Here is an 18,878-nt window from a genome sequence, read left to right as displayed (position 1 = left end):
CCGGCAACGGTCGAACGGCAAAGGGCACGTGCGCTGCACGTGCCCTTTGCTTTTGGAACTGGGCGGCCAGGGCGTCTACCCCTTCAGCCGGATCAAAATCTCCATCATCCGCACGGCCTTTCCCCGATAGGGAGGCTGGAACAACTTCTGCACCAGCGACACCGGCCCCTGGTAGAACACCGGCCGCAGCTTGGAAAAGGTGTTGAATCCCTCCCGTCCGTGATAGTGCCCCATGCCGCTCGGCCCGACGCCGCCAAACGGCAGGTCATGCTGTGCCACGTGCAGCAGCGCATCATTCACCGATACGCCGCCGGACATCACGTGCGTGATGTAGTACTGCTGCAGCGCCTTGTCATGCGTGAACGGGTAGATCGCGAGCGGACGGTCATGCGCGTTGATGTAGTCCGCCACTTCCTGCCTGTCGCGATAGGTACGGACGGGCAGGATCGGCCCAAAGATCTCGCGTTGCGACACCAGCATGTCTTCGCCGGGATTGAGCACAAGGCATGGCGCGAACTTGCGCTTTGCGGCGTCAGGAGCTTGCCCCGCGGCAAGCTCGATGATCGTGGCGCCTTTTGCACTGGCATCTTCCAGCGTCGCGCGCAACCGGTCATAGGCGCGCTGGTCGATGATGGCGGTGTAGTCGTCGCTGTTCAGGTCGGGGAAACGGTCGGCGATCAGCCGCTTCGCATGCGCGACGAACGCGTCCACCGAACCTTCGGGCACGAAGACATAGTCGACATTGGTGCAGATCTGCCCTGCATTGAACATCTTGACCCACAGGATGCGCTCGGCGGCAGTCCCGATAGGAAAGTCCGGTGCCACGATGGCCGGCGCCTTGCCGCCCAGCTCCAGTGTCACCGGCGTGAGGTTGCGCGCCGCGTTGGCCATGACCGCGCGGCCCGTCGTGCCCGAGCCGGTGAACAGCAGGTGGTCGAAGGGCAGGGAGGAGAAGGCCGGTCCGCGCCCGCCGCCATCCTCGAAGAACTTCAGCTTGTCTTCGGGGAAGTACTGCGGACTGAGGCGCGCCAGCAGCTGCGCGAGGTGGCGCGAGTTCTCCGACATCTTGACCATCGCGCGGTTGCCCGCCGCGAAGATCGCGGCAAGCGGGCAGAACGCCAGGTTGAGCGGAAAATTCCATGGCACGATGACCCCGACCACGCCCAGCGGCTGCGGGATGACGCGGTTGCGCGCGCCCGGGTACATCAGCACGTCGATGTGGCGCCGTTGCGGCTTCATCCATTTGCGGAGCTGCCTGCGGGCGTCGCGGATCGATTCGAGCGCGACAAAGAACTCAGCGAACAGGGTTTCGAATTCGGAGCGGCTGCCGTAGTCGCGCCCGATCGCTTCGACGATCTGCGCGCGGTTCTCCGTGAGCATGCGCGACAGCGTCTTCAGGTCGGCGATGCGCTGCGCGTACCCTGGCGCGGGATCGGAGAGGTATGCGTGCCGCTGGCGCGCGAAGCAGGTCTGGAATTCCTCTGGCATTACCGCATGATCGGCAAGCAGGTCGATGGCACCCACGGGGCCTCCTGTTGATTCGTATGGGAGAAAGCGGGACGTCCCGGCGGCGGTGTTCCGCCGCCGCATGTGTCATTGGCTGCCGGCAGCCGTGGCGTCGGCGGCGGCGTCCGGGTCGCCGTAGGCCTGCCCGCCGAAGCGCAGCGCCGTATGCTGCCGCTGCGACTGGCGCAGCGGGTAGAACATCTGCGCGGCCCAGTGTTCAGCGCCGAAGCGGCGGTCGTCCTCGAGCCCGACCTTTGCCGGGTACTTGCGGGTGATGTGGGCCGTGCCGAACAGCACATCCCAGAAGAACAGCAGGTTGCCGAAGTTGCCCTTGTAGTGGCCAATGCCGTCGGCGTTGGTCAGCGCATGGTGGGCCCAGTGCGTGGCCGGCGTGGAGATGGTCCGTTCGACCACCCACATCAGCGGGCGCAGTGCACGGATGCGGTACAGCGGCTCGTCCCAGCGCCACGCGCAGTGCGCGCCCAGGATCACCAGCATCTTGACCACGATATACACGCCGTAGACCTTGCCGAAGCCGAGGTACAGCAGCACGCCCGCACTCCACAGCCCCGGCATCATCAGGTAGTAGAAGAAGTTGTTCCGGTACGTGATGCGGATGCTCATGTACGACGCCGAGTGATGCGCGCGATGTAGCGGCCACAGCCACGGCGTGTGGGACGCGCGGTGCCACCAGTATTGCGTCATGTCGTCGGCAACCAGCAGGATCGCCGTCATGGCCCACCACGACAGATGGGACCACGCGCCGCGCATGTCGGGAATGAGCCAGCTACACAGCCAGTTGGCGCCGAGCAGCGCGAGCGGCTGCGTCACGGCGATCAGGCTGACGAACATCAGCACTTCGAGCTTGGTGTCGTTGGCGTCGGCGCGCACGCTTTGCTGGTAGCGCCGCGTGGCGAACTCCATGACGGCAAAGCCGGCGATGATGCTGCCGATCAGCAGGTTCTGAAGCTGCAGGTTCATGTGGGTGTCTCCGGTAATGCTTGTAGTGCGAACCACTCTAGGTTGGTGCGGTCATTGCGTCCAATGCATAATCAACATCATTACAATGTGTCATACGCAATGAGGTTGCCATGGACCTTCGCCGGCTCAGCCATGTGGTCGCACTCGCCGACACCCTGCACTTCGCTCGCGCGGCCGAGCAGGTGCACCTCAGTCAACCCGCGTTCAGCCGCAGCATCCAGGCTGTGGAGAACGATCTCGGCGTGCGGTTGTTCGAGCGCGATATCGGCGATATCCGGACGACTCCGGCCGGCGAATTCGTGCTCGAACGTGCCAGGCGGCTGTTGTTCGAGGCGCGCTGCATGCAGCGCGATGTCGATCTCTATCTGGACACCCAGCTAGGCGACACGGCCTTCGGCGTCGGCCCGTTCCCGGCCGCGACGCTGATGCCGCGCGTGCTGTCGGAATTGCGGCGCCAGCACCCGCAGGTTGCCTTGCGCGTCGAGGAAAGCAACTGGGTGTTGTTGCTTGACCGCCTGCGCGCGGAGGACATCGAGTTCTTCGTCGCCGACGTGCGCGACCTGCCGGAGGACGCTGCGCTGGACGTCCGGCCGCTGCCGGCCCAGTCCGGGCGGTTCTTCGCCCGCGCAGGCCATCCGCTGGCTGGCAAGGCATGCTCGATCCGCGAGGCGTGGCAGTACGGTGTGGCGAGCACCAAGGTGCCGCGTGCGGTCATGGAAGCGTTTGTCCGGGCACTCGGCTTGCCGGCTGGAGAGATGGCCGTGCTGGCGCTGGAATGTGACGACTTCGCCGTGCTTCGCGCGGTTACGTTGTCCACGGACATGGTGCTTGGCGCGACCGATGCGGCCGTCCGCGCGGAAGTGGCATCCGGCGAGCTGGTACCGCTGAATGTGGAAGGCCTGCCTGTCTTGCAGGCCGGCATGGGCATCGTGAGCCTGCGCAACCGAACGCCTTCGCCCATGGCCGTGAGGGCAATCGGCTGCATCGAGCGGGTAGCGCAAGAAGTCAGCGACAACGTGCTGCCATGACCCCGGTTTAGTGCATTGCACCAAAAACCAGCATGCATAGGCATCATTTCTGACAAACAATATTTATATTGATTGTATGGCGGTTATTAGTCTAATGTACTGAGCAAAGGCGCGGCACATGTATGCCGTGTCTGGAGACAACGCCCCGGCGCGCGGCTGCAAGGCCGCATGCAGCAGGCAGGCCAGGACCATTGGAGGATCCACCATGCAAGCAGTCAGCATCGACGCCGCAGCGAAAGCGGCGGCGCCACAGAAGCAATCCGTCGCGCGCGTCGCCGGTGCCAGCCTGGCCGGCACCACGCTCGAGTTCTACGACCACTTCATCTACGGATCGGCCGCCGCGCTGGTCTTCCCCAAGCTGTTTTTCCCGCAGAGCGATCCGCTGACGGCAACGCTGCTGTCCTTCGCCAGCTATGGCGTGGCATTCGTCGCACGGCCGCTGGGCGCGGCGATCTTCGGCCACTTCGGCGACAAGATGGGCCGCAAGTCGATCCTGATCATCACGCTGCTGATGATGGGCCTGGCGACCTTCGGCATCGGCCTGCTGCCGACGTATGCCGCGGCCGGCGGGCTGGCACCGCTGCTGCTGGTGCTGCTGCGTGTGATACAAGGCCTGGCGCTGGGCGGCGAGTGGGGCGGGGCGGCGATCATGGTCAACGAACTCGACCCCGAGGGTAAGCGCCGCGGCATCCTCGGCAGCCTGGTGCAACTGGCTGCGCCGATCGGCCTGCTGCTGGCCAACGGCGTGTTTGCGCTGGTGACCTGGCAGGTGTCGGAAGACGCCTTCCTGAGCTGGGGCTGGCGCGTGCCGTTCCTGCTGTCGGCGCTGCTCGTCGGCGTCGGGCTCTATATCCGCGCCAACGTGCGGGAGTCCAGCGTGTTCGAGAAGCTCGAGGAATCGCATGCCGAGGCGCGCGCACCCATCATGGAAGTGCTGCGCAACTACAAGAAGCAGCTGCTGATCGCGTTCGGCGCGCGGCTGGGCGGCGATATCGCATTCTACGTGTTCACGCTGTTCCTGCTGTATTTCGTGCCGACCAAGCTGGGCCTGCCCAAGAGCATTGCGCTCAACGCGGTGCTGCTGGGCGCGGTAGCGCAGATCCTGTTCATCCCGGTCGCAGGCGCGCTGGCCGACCGTATCGGGCGCCGCCCGGTGCTGATGATCGGCGGCATCGGTGGCGCGGTGTGGGCCTTCGCCTTCTTCGCCATGATCAAGACCGGCAGCCCGGCGCTGATCATGCTGGCGTCGTTCGTCGGCATGGTGCTGGTGTCGTTCATGTTCTCGCCGCTGGCGTCGTTCCTGCCCGAGCTGTTCGCGACCCGGGTGCGCGTGACTGGCGCCTCGCTCGGCTTCCAGTTCGCCGGCGTGTTCGGCGGCGCGCTGGCGCCGCTGATCGCAGTGGGCCTGCTCGACCGCTTCGGCAGCACCGCGCCGGTGGCGATCTACCTGGCGGTGGTGTGCGCGCTGATCGCGGTGGCCGCGGCGGCCGCCCGTGAAACCGCGCGCATGAACCTGTCCGACGCGGACCGTTGAAAGCGGCAGCCCGAACTTCTTTGTGAGTTGTACCGTGAAACAGTTCGACCTGATCATCCGCAACGGCACCGTGGTGACCGCCAGCGACACCATGCACTGCGACATCGGCATCGCCGGCGGCCGCATCGTGCAGCTCGGCCATGACCTGGGCGAGGCCGCGCGGGTCATCGACGCCAGCGGCAAGCTGGTGCTGCCGGGCGGTGTCGATGCGCACTGCCACCTGGACCAGCCCATGCCGGACGGCCTGAGCATGGCCGACGACTTCCGCACCGGCTCGGTCTCGGCGGCGTGCGGCGGCACCACCACCGTGATCCCGTTCGCGGCGCAGGAGAAGGGTCATTCGCTGCGCGCGGCGGTGGACGACTACCACCGGCGCGCCGACGGCAAGGCGGTGGTCGACTATGCCTTCCACCTGATCGTCGCCGACCCCACCCGGGCGGTGCTGCAGGACGAACTGCCGGGCCTGATCCGCGAGGGCTATTCGTCGTTCAAGATCTACATGACCTACGACGACCTCAAGCTCGACGACCGCGAGATCCTGGACGTGCTGTCGGTAGCGCGCCAGGAAGGCGCGCTGGTGATGGTGCATGCCGAGAACTCTGACTGCATCGCGTGGCTGACCGAGAAGCTCGAGGCCGCCGGCAACACCGCGCCGCGCTTCCACGCGCTGGCGCGGCCGATGGCGATCGAGCGCGAGGCCACGCACCGCGCGATCACGTTCTCCGAGCTGGTCGATGTGCCGATCCTGATCGTGCACGTGTCCGGCAAGGAAGCGGTCGAGCAGATCCGCTGGGCGCGCAACCGAGGCATGAAGATCTTCGCCGAGACCTGCCCGCAGTACCTGTTCCTGACCGCCGGGGACCTTGACCAGCCCGGCTACCACGGCGCCAAGTGCGTGTGCAGCCCCCCGCCGCGCGACCGCAGCAACCAGGAGGTGATCTGGGACGGACTGGCTGACGGCCTGTTCACGATTTTCTCGTCCGACCATGCGCCGTTCCGCTACGACGATCCGCAAGGCAAGAAGCCTGGCGGCAAGGAAGTGCCGTTCCAATACATCCCGAACGGCATCCCGGGGCTGGAGACGCGGTTGCCGCTGCTGTTTTCGGCGGGTGTCAACGGTGGCCGGATCTCGGTCAACCAGTTCGTCGCGCTGACCTCGACCAATCCCGCCAAGCTCTACGGCCTGCACCCGCGCAAGGGCACCATTGCCATCGGCGCCGATGCCGACCTGGTGCTGTGGGATCCGCAGCGCGAAGTGGTGATCCGCAATCAGGACCTGCACCATGCCGTCGACTACACCCCGTACGAAGGGCTGCGCGTGACAGGCTGGCCGGTGACCACGCTGGTGCGCGGCAAGGTCGTGGCGCATGAGGGCGAGCTGCATGCCGAGCCGGGCCACGGCCAGTTCCTGCCGTGCGCGCTGCCCGAGATGGCACGGCCGCGCTACCGCACTTCGGGTAGCTGCCTGTGATGGCACAGCCTTGCTCTTCAGCCTTGCGATTTCGATACCTTGACCGACACTGCCAATATGGAACTGACCAATAGCCTGGATGCCGCCACCATTGCCGGCCGCGTTGCCGCCGGACGCCTCGACCCCGCCGAGGTGGTCGCCGCTTTCCAGGCCCGTATCTCGGCGCGCAACGACCAGCTCAACGCCGTCTTCGAGCAACGCCAGGATCTCGTTGACGCCGACCTGTCGCAACTGCGCGCACGGCTGGCGCAGGGCGAGCGTCCGCTGCTGGCCGGCGTTCCGGTGATCGTCAAGGATGTGATCTGGAGCCAGGGCCGCCGCGTCACGCAGGGCTCGCAGCTGTACCGCGACTTCATCGCCCCGGCCGATGCGATCGCGGTCGAGCGCCTGCGCCGCGCTGGTGCGATCGTGCTCGGCATGGGCAATACCTCCGAGTTCGCGTGCAAGGGCCTGACCACCAACAAGGTCTACGGCCTGACGCGCCACCCGCTCGATGCCACGCTGACCGCCGGCGGCTCGTCGGGCGGCTGCGCGGTCGCGGTGGCGGCCGGCATGGCGCCGCTGGCGCTGGGCACAGACGGCGGCGGTTCCAGCAGGCGCCCGCCCGCGCATGCCGGTGTGGTCGGCTTCAAGCCGTCCTACGGCGCGATCCCCGACTCGATCGGCTTTGCCCACGCCTTCAACGGCATCCAGGTGATCGCGCCGATCACGCGCACCGCCGCCGATGCCGCACTGATGTTCGAGGCGCTGGCTGGCGCCGATGCGCGGGATCCGGACACGCTCGGTTTCCGCCTTGCGCACGAGCGCCCGCTGCACACGCTGCGTATCGCGCTGAGCCCGCGCCTGGGACTGGATACGCCGGTCGACGATGACGTGGCCGAAGCCTTTTCCCAGGCGGTGGCCGGGTTGCAGGCGGCTGGCCTGAGCATCGAGCTTGCCGATCCCGCATGGCCCGCGGGCGTCGACGAGGCCGCGCTGATGCCGCTGCAGCATGTGGGCCTGGCCGGTCTGTACGGCGCGGCCTGGCAGCGCGATCCGGACGTGTTCGATCCGGATATCGCGCGCCAGATCGAGCGCGGGCTGGCGTGGACGGGGGCCGATGTGGCGCGTGCGCGCGAGGCGAGCCGCCAGATCGCATTGACCGTGGCGGGGTTCTTTACCCGCTACGACTTGCTGCTGTGCCCGACCACGCCTTGCGTGGCCTGGCGCAATGACCGGCTCGGGCCGGAACGGATCGGCGGCGTGGCGGTCGAGCCGCGCGCCCACGCAGTGTTCACCCCGTTCTTCAACCATGCGCTGGCACCGGCCATTTCGGTGCCATGCGGCAGTGGCCGCGATGGCTTGCCGGTGGGCCTGCAGATCGCCGGCCCGCGCGGTGCCGACCGCACCGTGCTGGCTGCGGCCCGGCTCGCCGAGCGCTTGCTGGCGCCGCGTGCCGGCGCCAACGGATGACCGATATGCGAATCCTCGTCCTCAACCCCAACACCAGCGAAGGCATCACCGCGCGGCTGATGGCGGCGGCCACGCCTGTTGCCGCGCCAGGTACCGAGCTTGTGCCGCTGACCGCCAGCCGCGGGGTGCCCTATATCGCCACGCGCGCCGAGGCGCAGATCGGCGGTGCGATCGCGCTGGAAATGCTGGCTGAACACCAGGCCGGTTTCGACGCCGCGATCATTGCCGCCTTTGGCGACCCCGGGCTGATGGGCGCACGCGAGCTGTTCGACCTGCCCGTGGTAGGCATGGCCGAGGCGGCGATGCTCTCGGCCTGCATGTTGGGGCGGCGCTTTGCCATTGTCACGTTCGCGCGCGCACTCGGGCCGTGGTACGAGGAATGCGTGGACATGCACGGCCTGCACGGCCGCCTGGCCGGTATCCGCATGCTCGACGGCAGCTTTGCCTCGGTGTCAGATGTGCAGGAAGAAAAGGAAGCGGTGCTGGTCGAGCTGGCCAACCGCGCGGTGGCGGAAGACGAGGCCGATGTGGTGATCCTGGCCGGCGCGCCGCTCGCCGGGCTGGCGGCGCGCGTGCGTGATCGCATTCCGGTGCCGGTGGTCGACCAGATGGCCGCCGCGGTCAAGCAGGCCGAAGCACTGGTCGCGCTGCAACCGCGCAAGGCCACTGCGGGTACGTTCCGCCGCCCGGATGCCAAGCCGACCATCGGTCTGGCGCAGGCGCTGGCGGCGCGCATCGAACACCGCTGAAACCGGGCCGCCGTCATCCCGCATGCGCGGGGCTGATGCAAGGCACAGACGCCTTAGACGGCGGCGAACACCGCTTCCAGATCCACCTTTTCTTCGGCCGGCAATTCAAGCCGCAGGGTGCTTTCGACATGGTCGAGGTGTTCGGCCATTAACCGCGCGGCCCGATCGCCGTCGCCGGCCTCAAGCGCGTCGACGATATCGTCGTGTTCATGGTGCGGGCACGACGGCACGCCCGGCGCATCGTAGAGCGCGATGATCAGGCAGGTCAGCGAGCACAGCTCGCGCATGTACTTGCCAAGGTACTGGTTGCCGGTCAGCTCCGCCAGGCGGCAATGGAACTCGCCGGAAAGCCGGATGATGGCGCGCCGGTCGTCGCTCTCGCGTGCCTGCGCTTCCGCGCGCGTGGTCGCGCGCAGCGTCTTCAACCCCTGTGCGCCGACCGTGCCGGCCAGGTCCCGCACCAGCGCGGGTTCCAGCAGGCGGCGCGAATGCAGCACCTGGCGCGCTTCGGCCACGCTCGGGCTGGAGACGAACGTACCGCGGTTCGGGTGCACCGTCAGCACGCCTTCATGGGCGAGCTTGCCGAAGGCCAGCCGCACCTTGGTGCGGCTGACGCCGAATACGCCGCCGAGTTTTTCCTCGACCAGCTTGGTGCCCGGCGGCAGCCGGTGTTCCCAGATCGCGGTCAGGATGCGGTCGGCAATTTCCTCCACCGACGCACCGCGCGCATTGTCCGCTTCGGTTTCTCTGGCACTGTCTGCCGTCGGCAAGGCAGGCGGCTCGGTTTTGGTTCTTGACATGGCGGTCGGCGCTGGTGGCCAGGAAAAAGACATTTGGTGCTGCCATTGTATGGCGGTATGCCATCAAGTGTATAACACCCGCAGTGGACCGTTGCCCGGCGCTGCGTCTAGCTTGCCCGGCCGAGCTTCGCGAGTGCATCGCCGGTAACACGACAAATGCGCCAGTCGGGCATCACGTCGGCGCCCATCGCCTTGTAGAACTCGATCGATGGCGTGTTCCAGTCCAGCACCGACCATTCGAAGCGGCCGCAGCCGCGCTCCACGGCCAGCGCCGCCAGATGCCTGAGCAGCGCTTTGCCAAGGCCATGGCCGCGCCATGCGGGTTCGACGAACAGGTCTTCGAGGTACAGGCCGGGTTTGGCCAGGAAGGTCGAGAAATTGTGGAAGAACAGCGCGAACCCGACCGGCCGCGCGCCCTCCGGCGTATGGGTTTCGACCAGCACGGCCTCGGCCTGCGGCCGTGCGCCGAACAGCGCCTGTTCGAGCTTCTGCGGCGTGGCTTCGACGAGGTGCGTCAGCTTTTCGTATTCGGCCAGTGCCGAGATCAGGCGGAACAGCGTGGCACTGTCGGCGGGCGTGGCAGGGCGGATGGCAAAGGATGGGGACGGCATGGCGGAAAGCATCGTCGGGACAGGCGACGATTATCGCCTGTGCGTCACATTCCGGCCAATCGCGCGGCCTGCTCGACGTAGTCGGGCGCCAGGCAGTCGACGGGCAGCCGCTCCGGCGTGCTGCGTAGCCACGTGATCTGGCGCTTGCAGAGCTGGCGCGTAGCCGCGATGCCGCGCTCGCGCATGGTCGCGTAGTCCGTGTCGCCGTCCAGGTATTCCCAGACCTGCCGGTAGCCCACGCAGCGGATCGACGGCAGGCCGGGGTGGAGATCGCCACGCCTGCGCAGTCGTTCGACTTCCTCGATGAAGCCGCCAGCCAGCATGGCATCGTAGCGCGCGGCAATGCGTGCATGCAGCACGGCGCGGTCCGATGGCTCCAGTGCGATCACGCGGTAGTGCTGGTCGGCCGCACCCGTGAAGGTGCGGCCGTCTGCCTGCCGTGCCAGCAGCTCGGACATCGGCTGCCCGGACAGGCGGTGGATTTCCAGCGCGCGCTGGATACGCTGCGCATCATTGGGCGCCAGCCGCGCGGCCGTGACCGGGTCGACTTCCGCCAGCATCGCGTGCAGCGCAGGCCAGCCGCGTTCTGCGGCCAGTTCGTCGAGCTCGGCGCGCACGGCGGGATCGGCCTGGGGCAAGTCGTTCAGGCCCTGCGTCAGCGCCTTGTAGTACAGCATGGTGCCGCCCACGATCAGCGGCTGGCGGCCACGTACGCGGATCTCGCCGATCAGACGTTCGGCGTCGGTGACGAACTGTGCGGCGGAGTAGCTGTCGGCCGGATCGATGATATCGATCAGGTGGTGCGGCACTGCGGCTAGTTCTTCGCGGGTCGGCTTGGCGGTGCCGATATCCATCTCGCGATAGACCAGCGCCGAGTCGAGGCTGATGATCTCGACGGGTGCCTGCTGCGCCAGGGCCAGCGCGGCCGCGGTCTTGCCCGAGGCGGTGGGGCCGAGCAGGCAGACGACGGGCGGGTGTTCAGGGAAAGGCAGGGCGGACATCAGGACTTCTGCAAGGCGTGGCGCTCGGCAGCGGGCTCGGGTCTTACTGGCCGCGCAGGAAAAGGCGGTCCAGCTCGGCCACGCTGAGCTGCACCCAGGTCGGGCGGCCGTGGTTGCACTGGTCGGCGCGCTCGGTCTGTTCCATCTGGCGCAGCAGCGCATTCATCTCTTCGAGCGTGAGCTTGCGGTTGGCGCGCACCGCGCTGTGGCAGGCCAGCGTGGCCAGCAGCTCGTTGCGGCGCTCGGCCAGCACGCGTGAGCCGCCGTAGGCATGCAGGTCGCGCAGGACGTCGCGCGCGAGCGCTTCCGTGTCGGCCTGCTGCAACAGCGCCGGCACCGCGCGCACGGCGAGCATGGTAGGCGAAACCGGCGCGATGTCGAATCCAAGCAGCTCCAGCGTTTCGCGATGCTCCTCCGCGGTGCCGATCTCCACTGGGCTCGCGGGCAGGGTCACGGGCAGCAGCAGCGGCTGCACAGCGAGATCGCGCGCATCGAGCGCGTCCTTGATCTGTTCGTACAGGATGCGCTCGTGCGCGGCGTGCATGTCGACGAGCACGAGTCCGCGCGCGTTCTGCGCCAGCACATAGATGCCATGCAGCTGGGCGATCGCGTAGCCGAGCGGGTGGTCGTCGGCCGCTACTGTTGTGTCATTCGCGGGTGGCAACGAAGGGCTGGCCGCGGCGACACCGTCGAGCAGGCCGGGAGGTTCGTCGGCCCGCGCGGCCTGTGCATCGGCCAGCCAGGCGGGTGGCTGTGACGACGGCACGTAAGGCCGCGGTGCCGTGGCCTCGCGCACCATGCCCAGGTAGGCCTGGCGCGGCTGCGCGATGCCGAGCTCGGTCTGGCGCGCTGCCGAATAGTTGATCCACTGGCTGCCGCTGCTTGCCGCGCCGCCGTATGGTGCGCGGGGCTCGCGCAGTTGCGGGGCGCTGCCCGGTGTTGGAACAGGTTCGTCATCCGTGCCGGTATGCAGGCTGTCGCCGTTCTCCCCGGCCTGGCGCGCCAGGCAGCGCTGTACGGCGTGGTAGACGAACTGGTGCACGGCGCGCGATTCGCGGAAGCGCACTTCGATCTTGGACGGGTGGACGTTCACATCCACCATCTCCGGCGGCAGGTCCAGGCACAGCACGTAGGACGGGAACCGGTCGCCGTGCAGCACGTCCTGGTAGGCGCTGCGCACCGCATGGTTGAGCAGCTTGTCGCGCACGAAGCGGCCGTTGACGAAGAAGTACTGCTGGTCCGGCCGGCCGCGCGAAGCGGTAGGGAGTCCGGCGAAACCATAGAGATGCAGGTCGCCGGCTTCTTCATCGAGCGGCAGCCGCGCGCGCGCGAAGTCACTGCCGAGCACCTGCGCCGTACGCGTGCCCACGTCACCGGCGTTCCAGTGTTCGAGCGGCTTGCCGTTGTGATGGACCGAAATGGCCACGTCGGGGCGCGCCAGCGCCGCACGCCGAACCATCTCCAGGCAATGTCCCAGCTCGGTCTGTTCCGATTTGAGGAACTTTCTGCGCGCCGGCGTGTTGAAGTAGAGATGCTGGACATCGACTGTCGTGCCGATTCCGCCCGATGCCGGTTGCAGTGCGCCGGTGTCGGCACTGACCTGCGTGGCATGCGGGTCACTGGCGGTACGGCTGGTCAGGGTCAGCTGGGAAACGGAAGCGATCGAGGCCAGGGCCTCGCCGCGGAAACCGAGGGTCAGCACGGCCTCGAGCTCGTCCAGCGAAGCGATCTTGCTGGTGGCATGGCGCATCAGCGCGACCGGCAGTTCGCCTGCGGGGATGCCGCAGCCATTGTCCGTGATGACGATGCGCCGCACGCCGCCTTCTTCGAGCCGGATGCCGAGCTGGCTGGAGCCTGCGTCGAGCGCGTTCTCGAGCAGCTCTTTCACCACGGACGCCGGGCGTTCCACGACTTCGCCGGCGGCAATCTGGCTGATGAGCTGGTCGGGCAGGGGGCGGATCGGCCGCGGCGGCTGCGCGGTTCGGGAGGCGGAGGCTGGCATGCGGCGATTATACGTGCCGCGCCACACGCGGGATGGCCGCGCAAGCCCCGCCAGGTGACCGATGCGTCGGGCGGGTCTTGTATGATGACGCGCTTGGTGAAGTAACCTACAACACAACGGGGAACGACTTGGATCTCGCTCTGCAGCTCATCGACATGCTCGTGCATGTCGACAAATACCTCGGCACGGTCATCCAGCAGTATGGCGCGTGGGTCTACGCGATCCTGTTCGTCATCGTGTTTGCCGAAACCGGGCTGGTGGTGCTGCCGTTCCTGCCGGGCGATTCGCTGCTGTTCATCGCGGGCGCGTTCTGCGCCACGGGCGCCATGAACGAGTGGGTCCTGCTAGGCTTGTTGCTGACTGCGGCGGTTTCGGGGAACACGGTGAACTACATGGTCGGCAGCTGGATCGGGCCCAAGGTGTTCGACCACCACTGGCGCTTCCTCGATCAGAACGCGCTGCGCCGCACGCACGACTTCTACGAGCGCCACGGCGGCAAGACGCTGGTGATGGCGCGCTTCATCCCCATCGTGCGTACCTTCGCTCCCTTCGTGGCGGGCGTGTCGCAGATGACGTTCGGGCGCTTCCAGTTCTTCAATGTGATCGGTGCGCTGGCCTGGGTGGCCGGGCTGGTGTTCGCGGGCTACTTCTTTGGCAACCTGCCGTTCATCAAGCAGTACCTGAACCTGATCGTGCTGGCCGGCATCGGCGCGGCCGTGGTGCCGCTGCTGCTGGGTGGCCTGTGGAAGCTCGTGCGTGGCAACAAGCGCCGCGCGCCGAGCGTCGAGCGCTGAACAAGCGCTGCCGCAGTCTCAGTTGAGGCTGCGGCTCATCATGCGCAGGGCCGGCATGCGGTCGCGGATCTGCGCGATGTCAGCGGCGTCCGGGCGCGCCTTCACATAGGCTTCCAGGTCCTCCAGCGCAGGCCGGAAGCACTCGAGGTTGGCATAGGCGAGGCCGCGGTCGCGCACTTCTTCGATCGATCCGGGCAGCAGGATGACCAGGCGGTTCTGCACCGCAAGCAGCCGCTGCCAGCGGGATTCCTGCAGGTAGATCGCTTTCAGGTTGCGCAGTATGCGCGCGATGATCTCGCGGTGGCTGGCGGCTTGCAGGAACAGGCCGAGCGGCACTTGGCCGGGGTCGGAAATCCCTTCCCGCTCGAGGTAGGGGTCTAGCATCTCCTGCAGCTGTTCCTTCGACAGCGTCTCTCCCGTCAGCGGATCGAGCACCACTTCACCGGCTGGAATCGTCATGCGCACCAGGAAGTGGTTGGGGAACGACACGCCCTTGAGCGGCAGGCCGATCTGCTGGCCCAGTTCCATGTAAAGCACCGCGAGCGAGATGGGGATGCCGCGCCGCTGCTTCATCACGACATTCAGGTACGAGTTGTCCGGGTCGTAGTAGTCGTTGGCGTTGGCGCCGAAGCCCAGGTCGCGGTAGAAAAAATGGTTCAGCAGGCGCAGTCGCTGGATGGCGGGCGTACCCTCGGCGATCCTGCGTTTCAGGCGCAGCGCCAGCACGTCCAGCGCCGCCAGTTCGGCTTGCAGGTCCAGGTCGGGATAGGCGTCCTGCGCAATGGAAAGTGCGGTTTCAGTCAGGGGAATGCCGTTCTCGTCCGCCACAAGGCTGGCGAAGTAATCCAGGACTTTCGTACTTGTCATTGCGGATTCCTGATGCGGTCGGCGGTGCCGTGCCCCGGGGGCGCCCCAGTGGCTAGAGTGGCTAGACCGTCCGGCGCTTGAAGGCGGCGTATCGCAGTCCCATGAGCCACAGTGTACCGAAGTAGACCACCGCCGCAAGTACCAGGCAGGAGGCCAGCAGCGCAATGCGCAGCAGTGGTGTGGCCCCCAGCCCGACCCAGTCGAAGTTGCGCACGAACCAGAGCAGCAGGCCGGCCAGCAGCAGCACCGCGGTGAACAATTGGGCCAGGAACAGCCACCAGCCAGGGGAGGGCCGGTAGAGGCCACGCCGCACCAGGCCCGCAAACAGCAGCAGGGCGTTGATGGTGGCGCCGACACTGATCGACAGGGCCAGGCCGGCATGGCCCAGCCACGGCACGAACGCGTAGTTGCAGGCCTGCGTGATGACCAGCACTACCAGTGCGATCTTCACCGGCGTGCGGATGTCCTGCCGCGCGTAGAAGCCCGGCGCCAGGATCTTGATGACGATCAGCCCCAGCAGCCCCGTGCCGTAGGAAACCAGCGCCTGGCGCGTCATTTCCACGGCGTGGGCGTCGAACTTGCCATAGTTGAACAGCACCGCAGTCAGCGGCGTGCCGAACACGAACAGGCCCACCGCGCATGGCACCGCGAGCAGGAAGGTCAGGCGCAGGCCCCAGTCGAGCAGGCCGGAGTATTCCGCACGGTTGCCCTGGGCGCTGGCCTTCGACAGGCTCGGCAGCAGGATGGTGCCCAGCGCCACGCCCAGCAGCGCGGTCGGGAATTCCATCAGCCGGTCGGCATAGGTCAGGTACGACACGCTGCCGGCTGCCAGGCGCGAGGCAATGTTGGTGTTGATGATCAGGCTGATCTGCGCCACCGACACGGCCAGCAGCGCCGGCCCCATCTGCCGCAGGATGCGGCGTACACCGGGGTCGGCCCAGGCCTTGCGCAGGCTGAAGCTCACGCGTGGCATGGCACCCAGGCGCCGGAGCGCGGGCACCTGGATCAGCAACTGCAGGATGCCGCCGACCAGCACGCCCCATGCCTGTGCATAGATCGGCTGCGCCATGCGGGGGCCGACGAACAGGGCGGCGAAGATCAGGCACAGGTTCAGCAGCACCGGCGTGAAGGCCGGCACCGCGAACTTGCGCCACGTGTTGAGGATGCCGGAGGCCAGCGCCACCAGCGAGATCAGGCCGATGTACGGGAACATCACCCGCGTCATGAAGACGGCGGCGGTGTAGGTCTCGCCTTGCCCGCGGAAGCCGGTCGCCACCACGGTCATCACCAGCGGCGCCCCGATCACGCCCAGCAGCGACACGCCCATCAGGGCCCAGGTCATGACCGTGGCGACGGCATCGATCAGGTGCCTGGTCTCGGCGTCGCCGCGCTTGGCGTGGTATTCGCCCAGGATCGGCACGAAGGCCTGGGAAAACGCGCCTTCGCCGAAGATGCGCCGCAGCAGGTTGGGAATCCGGAAGGCGACGTTGAAGGCGTCGGTCATGTCCGACGCGCCGAACGCCCGGGCGATGAGGATTTCGCGCACCAGCCCCGTGATGCGCGAAAGCATGGTCAGGCTGCTGATGGTGGCGAGCGCTTTGAGCAGGTTCAAGGTGAGTCGGCGGGAAGCGGTGGATCGGGCGGGCGCTGGCGGGCGGGCATGGCGGTGTGCGGGCCGCGGCATCCGGCGCCGGGGATGGCGGTTATGACGCCCGGCGCGCGGCAAAGTTGCCGCAACGGCACGCCGCACGCGGCGAAGTGGCGACTATTATACGGATGGTCCCCGCCGCTTCCCCGCGTTGCGTCGCGTTGTTGGCTCGTATACCCAGGCCGGTCTTGCGTGTGGCTCCGACGTGTGTGTATAATTGCCGATTCACAAGGACAGTTGCGTTCCGGATTCGTGTGTCAGTGCATCCCGGGTCGCTCGATATGACTTAATTGTTGTGTCCCCCGCGGCACGCATCTGAATTCAGGATACTTATTTAAATGGCAAATTCCGCACAAGCCCGCAAGCGCGCTCGCCAAGCCGTTGCCCAGAACGCCCACAACTCCAGCCTGCGCTCGCGCCTGCGTACCGCCGTGAAGGCTGTTCGCAAGGCCATCGATGCCGGCGACAAGGCTGCCGCTGCCGAGATCTTCAAGAAGTCGCAAGCGACCATCGACAGCATTGCCGACAAGAAGATCGTGCACAAGAACAAGGCTGCGCGTCACAAGTCGCGTCTGTCGGCCGCCATCAAGGCCATGGCTGCCTGATAGCTGCGGGGCCGCCACGGCGGCCCGCCGACGGGTACTGCAAGGTGCCCGCTCAACAAAAAAGCTCGTCATCCGACGAGCTTTTTTGTTTTCCGGCTGCCGCTTCGCGGCGCCAGGCTGCTTATTCGAGTGAGCAGGCCTCGACCAATTGCAGGTTGTTGTCGCGTGCGAAGTTCAGCACGAAGTCCAGAGCCTTGGGTTCGATCTCGCGCAGGCGCACATCGACCACCACACATTTGACGTTGCCGGCGAAGATCGGGCGCACGTAAGGGGAGTAGGTCAGGCGTGGATCGCCGGTATCGCCTTCGGGGCGGAATTGCGCCATCACGCCGCAGAGTCGTTCAGCCCAGTCGCTCGGGCGGAAGGTCTTGCCTTCCTTGGTAATGCCTTGGATGAAATATTCGCGAACGTTGGGGTTCATGAGACTGGGCGACTGCGGGTGAGGCGTGGTGACTCGACGGAAAACCCGCGGAACGGGCGCCCGTTTGACGCGGCCGGCGAGTGTTTGGTTCGCTCTTTCCGGCCGGGGTGGCGGGGCGTCGGTGTCTGCGGGGGCACTTTTGATGCCGGCGGCGGGCAGCGGCAAGGGTATGCCGGGCCCCGCGTGAATCAGCGAGTATTATATCTTATATAAGACTTGCGCATAAGCCGGAATCCTGTCGGAAACCTGTCAGCGGGTGCCGAGCCGGGTTCTTCCGGGCTCGCCAAAGCAGAAATAATCCCTTATGATCGTTGCACGTAAATTGCGTATGCGACGCGAAAGGCGGCTCCGCGACGCGCTCCTGTCATGCATGTTCATGACGGCGTGTCCCCTCCGGGCCGCCTTCTTTGTTTTATGAGCTCAACCCCGATCAAGCATTACCTCCAGTTCAGCGACTTGACTCCCGACGAGTACGAGTACCTGCTGGACCGCGCACGGATCCTCAAGGCCAAGTTCAAGAACTACGAAACATGGCATCCGCTGCACGACCGCACGCTGGCCATGATTTTCGAGAAGAACTCGACGCGTACGCGCCTGTCGTTCGAAGCGGGCATCCACCAGCTCGGCGGCCACGCGGTGTTCCTCAACACGCGCGACTCCCAACTGGGCCGCGGCGAGCCGATCGAAGATGCGGCGCAGGTGATCTCGCGCATGGTCGACATCATCATGATCCGCACGTTCGGGCAGGACATCATTGACCGCTTCGCCGCGCATTCGCGCGTGCCGGTCATCAACGGCCTGACCAACGAATACCACCCGTGCCAGGTGCTGGCCGACGTGTTCACCTACATCGAACATCGCGGCAGCATCCGCGGCAAGACGGTGGCCTGGATCGGCGACGCCAACAACATGGCCTACACCTGGATCCAGGCGGCCGAGCGGCTGGGCTTCACCTTCCATTTCTCGGCGCCTCCGGGCTACCAGCTCGATCCGGCAATGGTGCCGGCATCGGCGGCAGGCCAGCTCAAGGTGTTTGACGATCCGCTGGCCGCTTGCCAGGGCGCCAGCCTGGTGACCACCGACGTGTGGACCAGCATGGGCTTCGAGGCGGAGAACGACACGCGCAAGCGCGCCTTCCAGGACTGGATGGTGACCACCGCCATGATGGACCGCGCCGAGCCGGATGCGCTGTTCATGCACTGCCTGCCCGCCCACCGTGGCGAGGAAGTCGAGGCAGCGGTGATCGACGGCCCGAAGAGCGTGGTCTGGGACGAGGCGGAGAACCGCCTGCACGTGCAGAAGGCGCTGATGGAATACCTGCTCTGCGGCCGCTACTGAAGCGCGCGCTGCCAGGCAGAACGGGAGGGGCCGCCATGGCCCCTCTTTTTACGTGACTGCATCCACATGA

17 protein-coding genes are annotated in these 18,878 nt (G+C 66.6%); 8 read left to right on the top strand and 9 right to left on the bottom strand.

From position 1 onward, the window contains the following. Positions 1 to 75 precede the first annotated feature (75 nt). Together LDO29_RS15920 and LDO29_RS15915 are read right to left on the bottom strand one after the other, a co-directional pair. Complete coding sequence (locus LDO29_RS15920; RefSeq protein WP_224080753.1) at positions 76 to 1,524, bottom strand: coniferyl aldehyde dehydrogenase; 1,449 nt, start codon at positions 1,522 to 1,524, stop codon at positions 76 to 78. Between the two features lie 69 nt (positions 1,525 to 1,593). Further along, a complete protein-coding gene (locus tag LDO29_RS15915) occupies positions 1,594 to 2,487 on the bottom strand; it encodes a sterol desaturase family protein (protein WP_224080752.1) in 894 nt (297 codons plus the stop codon). A 110-nt stretch (positions 2,488 to 2,597) separates the two neighbouring features. Between LDO29_RS15915 and LDO29_RS15910 the strand changes: the two genes are divergently transcribed. The 5 genes from LDO29_RS15910 (at position 2,598) to LDO29_RS15890 (ending at position 8,721) form a co-directional block, all read left to right on the top strand. Continuing rightward, a complete protein-coding gene (locus tag LDO29_RS15910; RefSeq protein WP_224080751.1) occupies positions 2,598 to 3,515 on the top strand; it encodes a LysR family transcriptional regulator in 918 nt (305 codons plus the stop codon). A gap of 205 nt (positions 3,516 to 3,720) precedes the next feature. Further along, the gene (locus tag LDO29_RS15905) at positions 3,721 to 5,049 is read left to right on the top strand and encodes an MFS transporter (RefSeq protein WP_224080750.1); all 1,329 of its coding nucleotides are present in this window, start codon (positions 3,721 to 3,723) and stop codon (positions 5,047 to 5,049) included. A gap of 34 nt (positions 5,050 to 5,083) precedes the next feature. After that, the gene (gene hydA / locus LDO29_RS15900) at positions 5,084 to 6,520 is read left to right on the top strand and encodes a dihydropyrimidinase (RefSeq protein WP_224080749.1); all 1,437 of its coding nucleotides are present in this window, start codon (positions 5,084 to 5,086) and stop codon (positions 6,518 to 6,520) included. A 57-nt stretch (positions 6,521 to 6,577) separates the two neighbouring features. Further along, entirely contained in the window at positions 6,578 to 7,972 is a 1,395-nt protein-coding gene (locus LDO29_RS15895; RefSeq protein WP_224080748.1) for an amidase, read from the top strand. Positions 7,973 to 7,977: 5 nt separating this feature from the next. Continuing rightward, complete coding sequence (locus tag LDO29_RS15890) at positions 7,978 to 8,721, top strand: aspartate/glutamate racemase family protein (RefSeq protein ID WP_224080747.1); 744 nt, start codon at positions 7,978 to 7,980, stop codon at positions 8,719 to 8,721. Between the two features lie 53 nt (positions 8,722 to 8,774). Here LDO29_RS15890 and LDO29_RS15885 read toward each other — a convergent pair whose 3' ends face one another. The 4 genes from LDO29_RS15885 to mutL form a co-directional block, all read right to left on the bottom strand. Continuing rightward, on the bottom strand, positions 8,775 to 9,521 hold the full coding sequence (locus LDO29_RS15885) for a GntR family transcriptional regulator (RefSeq protein ID WP_224080746.1): 747 nt from the start codon (positions 9,519 to 9,521) through the stop codon (positions 8,775 to 8,777). Between the two features lie 107 nt (positions 9,522 to 9,628). Next, positions 9,629 to 10,132, bottom strand: coding sequence for a GNAT family N-acetyltransferase (locus LDO29_RS15880; protein WP_224080745.1), 504 nt, complete (start codon positions 10,130 to 10,132; stop codon positions 9,629 to 9,631). Between the two features lie 44 nt (positions 10,133 to 10,176). After that, positions 10,177 to 11,133 (bottom strand): tRNA (adenosine(37)-N6)-dimethylallyltransferase MiaA, encoded by a 957-nt coding sequence (gene miaA / locus LDO29_RS15875; RefSeq protein ID WP_224080744.1) that lies wholly within the window; start codon positions 11,131 to 11,133, stop codon positions 10,177 to 10,179. A gap of 43 nt (positions 11,134 to 11,176) precedes the next feature. Continuing rightward, the gene (gene mutL / locus LDO29_RS15870; RefSeq protein ID WP_224080743.1) at positions 11,177 to 13,135 is read right to left on the bottom strand and encodes a DNA mismatch repair endonuclease MutL; all 1,959 of its coding nucleotides are present in this window, start codon (positions 13,133 to 13,135) and stop codon (positions 11,177 to 11,179) included. A 155-nt stretch (positions 13,136 to 13,290) separates the two neighbouring features. Between mutL and LDO29_RS15865 the strand changes: the two genes are divergently transcribed. Continuing rightward, the gene (locus LDO29_RS15865; RefSeq protein WP_396022675.1) at positions 13,291 to 13,929 is read left to right on the top strand and encodes a VTT domain-containing protein; all 639 of its coding nucleotides are present in this window, start codon (positions 13,291 to 13,293) and stop codon (positions 13,927 to 13,929) included. A gap of 18 nt (positions 13,930 to 13,947) precedes the next feature. On the opposite strand, the gene LDO29_RS15860 is transcribed toward LDO29_RS15865, so the two are convergent. Further along, the gene (locus LDO29_RS15860; protein WP_224080742.1) at positions 13,948 to 14,796 is read right to left on the bottom strand and encodes a SirB1 family protein; all 849 of its coding nucleotides are present in this window, start codon (positions 14,794 to 14,796) and stop codon (positions 13,948 to 13,950) included. 61 nt (positions 14,797 to 14,857) lie between these two features. Beyond that, complete coding sequence (murJ, locus tag LDO29_RS15855) at positions 14,858 to 16,408, bottom strand: murein biosynthesis integral membrane protein MurJ (protein WP_224080741.1); 1,551 nt, start codon at positions 16,406 to 16,408, stop codon at positions 14,858 to 14,860. 374 nt (positions 16,409 to 16,782) lie between these two features. On the opposite strand from murJ, the gene rpsT reads away from it, so the two are divergent. Beyond that, positions 16,783 to 17,049 carry a 30S ribosomal protein S20 gene (gene rpsT, locus LDO29_RS15850; RefSeq protein WP_224080740.1) on the top strand — a complete coding sequence of 89 codons (267 nt, stop codon included), beginning with the start codon at positions 16,783 to 16,785 and terminating at the stop codon, positions 17,047 to 17,049. 121 nt (positions 17,050 to 17,170) lie between these two features. Here the strand turns inward: rpsT and LDO29_RS15845 are convergent, their stop codons facing one another. Continuing rightward, positions 17,171 to 17,470 carry a DUF3579 domain-containing protein gene (locus LDO29_RS15845; protein WP_224080739.1) on the bottom strand — a complete coding sequence of 100 codons (300 nt, stop codon included), beginning with the start codon at positions 17,468 to 17,470 and terminating at the stop codon, positions 17,171 to 17,173. 414 nt (positions 17,471 to 17,884) lie between these two features. On the opposite strand from LDO29_RS15845, the gene argF reads away from it, so the two are divergent. Continuing rightward, positions 17,885 to 18,808 (top strand): ornithine carbamoyltransferase, encoded by a 924-nt coding sequence (argF, locus tag LDO29_RS15840; RefSeq protein WP_224080738.1) that lies wholly within the window; start codon positions 17,885 to 17,887, stop codon positions 18,806 to 18,808. Positions 18,809 to 18,878 lie beyond the last annotated feature (70 nt).

Source organism: Cupriavidus laharis (assembly GCF_914271435.1).
Taxonomy (GTDB): domain Bacteria; phylum Pseudomonadota; class Gammaproteobacteria; order Burkholderiales; family Burkholderiaceae; genus Cupriavidus; species Cupriavidus laharis.
Note: the sequence above shows the minus strand (reverse complement) of the source record. Positions and strands in the feature narration are given on the sequence as shown.

Coding starts and splice junctions, on each gene's coding strand:
- LDO29_RS15915 (WP_224080752.1), bottom strand. CDS start 2,487: ATGAACCTGCAGCTTCAGAACCTGCTGATCGGCAGCATCATCGCCGGC.
- LDO29_RS15910 (WP_224080751.1), top strand. CDS start 2,598: ATGGACCTTCGCCGGCTCAGCCATGTGGTCGCACTCGCCGACACCCTG.
- LDO29_RS15905 (WP_224080750.1), top strand. CDS start 3,721: ATGCAAGCAGTCAGCATCGACGCCGCAGCGAAAGCGGCGGCGCCACAG.
- LDO29_RS15895 (WP_224080748.1), top strand. CDS start 6,578: ATGGAACTGACCAATAGCCTGGATGCCGCCACCATTGCCGGCCGCGTT.
- LDO29_RS15890 (WP_224080747.1), top strand. CDS start 7,978: ATGCGAATCCTCGTCCTCAACCCCAACACCAGCGAAGGCATCACCGCG.
- LDO29_RS15885 (WP_224080746.1), bottom strand. CDS start 9,521: ATGTCAAGAACCAAAACCGAGCCGCCTGCCTTGCCGACGGCAGACAGT.
- LDO29_RS15880 (WP_224080745.1), bottom strand. CDS start 10,132: ATGCCGTCCCCATCCTTTGCCATCCGCCCTGCCACGCCCGCCGACAGT.
- miaA (WP_224080744.1), bottom strand. CDS start 11,133: ATGTCCGCCCTGCCTTTCCCTGAACACCCGCCCGTCGTCTGCCTGCTC.
- mutL (WP_224080743.1), bottom strand. CDS start 13,135: ATGCCAGCCTCCGCCTCCCGAACCGCGCAGCCGCCGCGGCCGATCCGC.
- LDO29_RS15865 (WP_396022675.1), top strand. CDS start 13,291: ATGCTCGTGCATGTCGACAAATACCTCGGCACGGTCATCCAGCAGTAT.
- LDO29_RS15860 (WP_224080742.1), bottom strand. CDS start 14,796: ATGACAAGTACGAAAGTCCTGGATTACTTCGCCAGCCTTGTGGCGGAC.
- rpsT (WP_224080740.1), top strand. CDS start 16,783: ATGGCAAATTCCGCACAAGCCCGCAAGCGCGCTCGCCAAGCCGTTGCC.
- LDO29_RS15845 (WP_224080739.1), bottom strand. CDS start 17,470: ATGAACCCCAACGTTCGCGAATATTTCATCCAAGGCATTACCAAGGAA.
- argF (WP_224080738.1), top strand. CDS start 17,885: ATGAGCTCAACCCCGATCAAGCATTACCTCCAGTTCAGCGACTTGACT.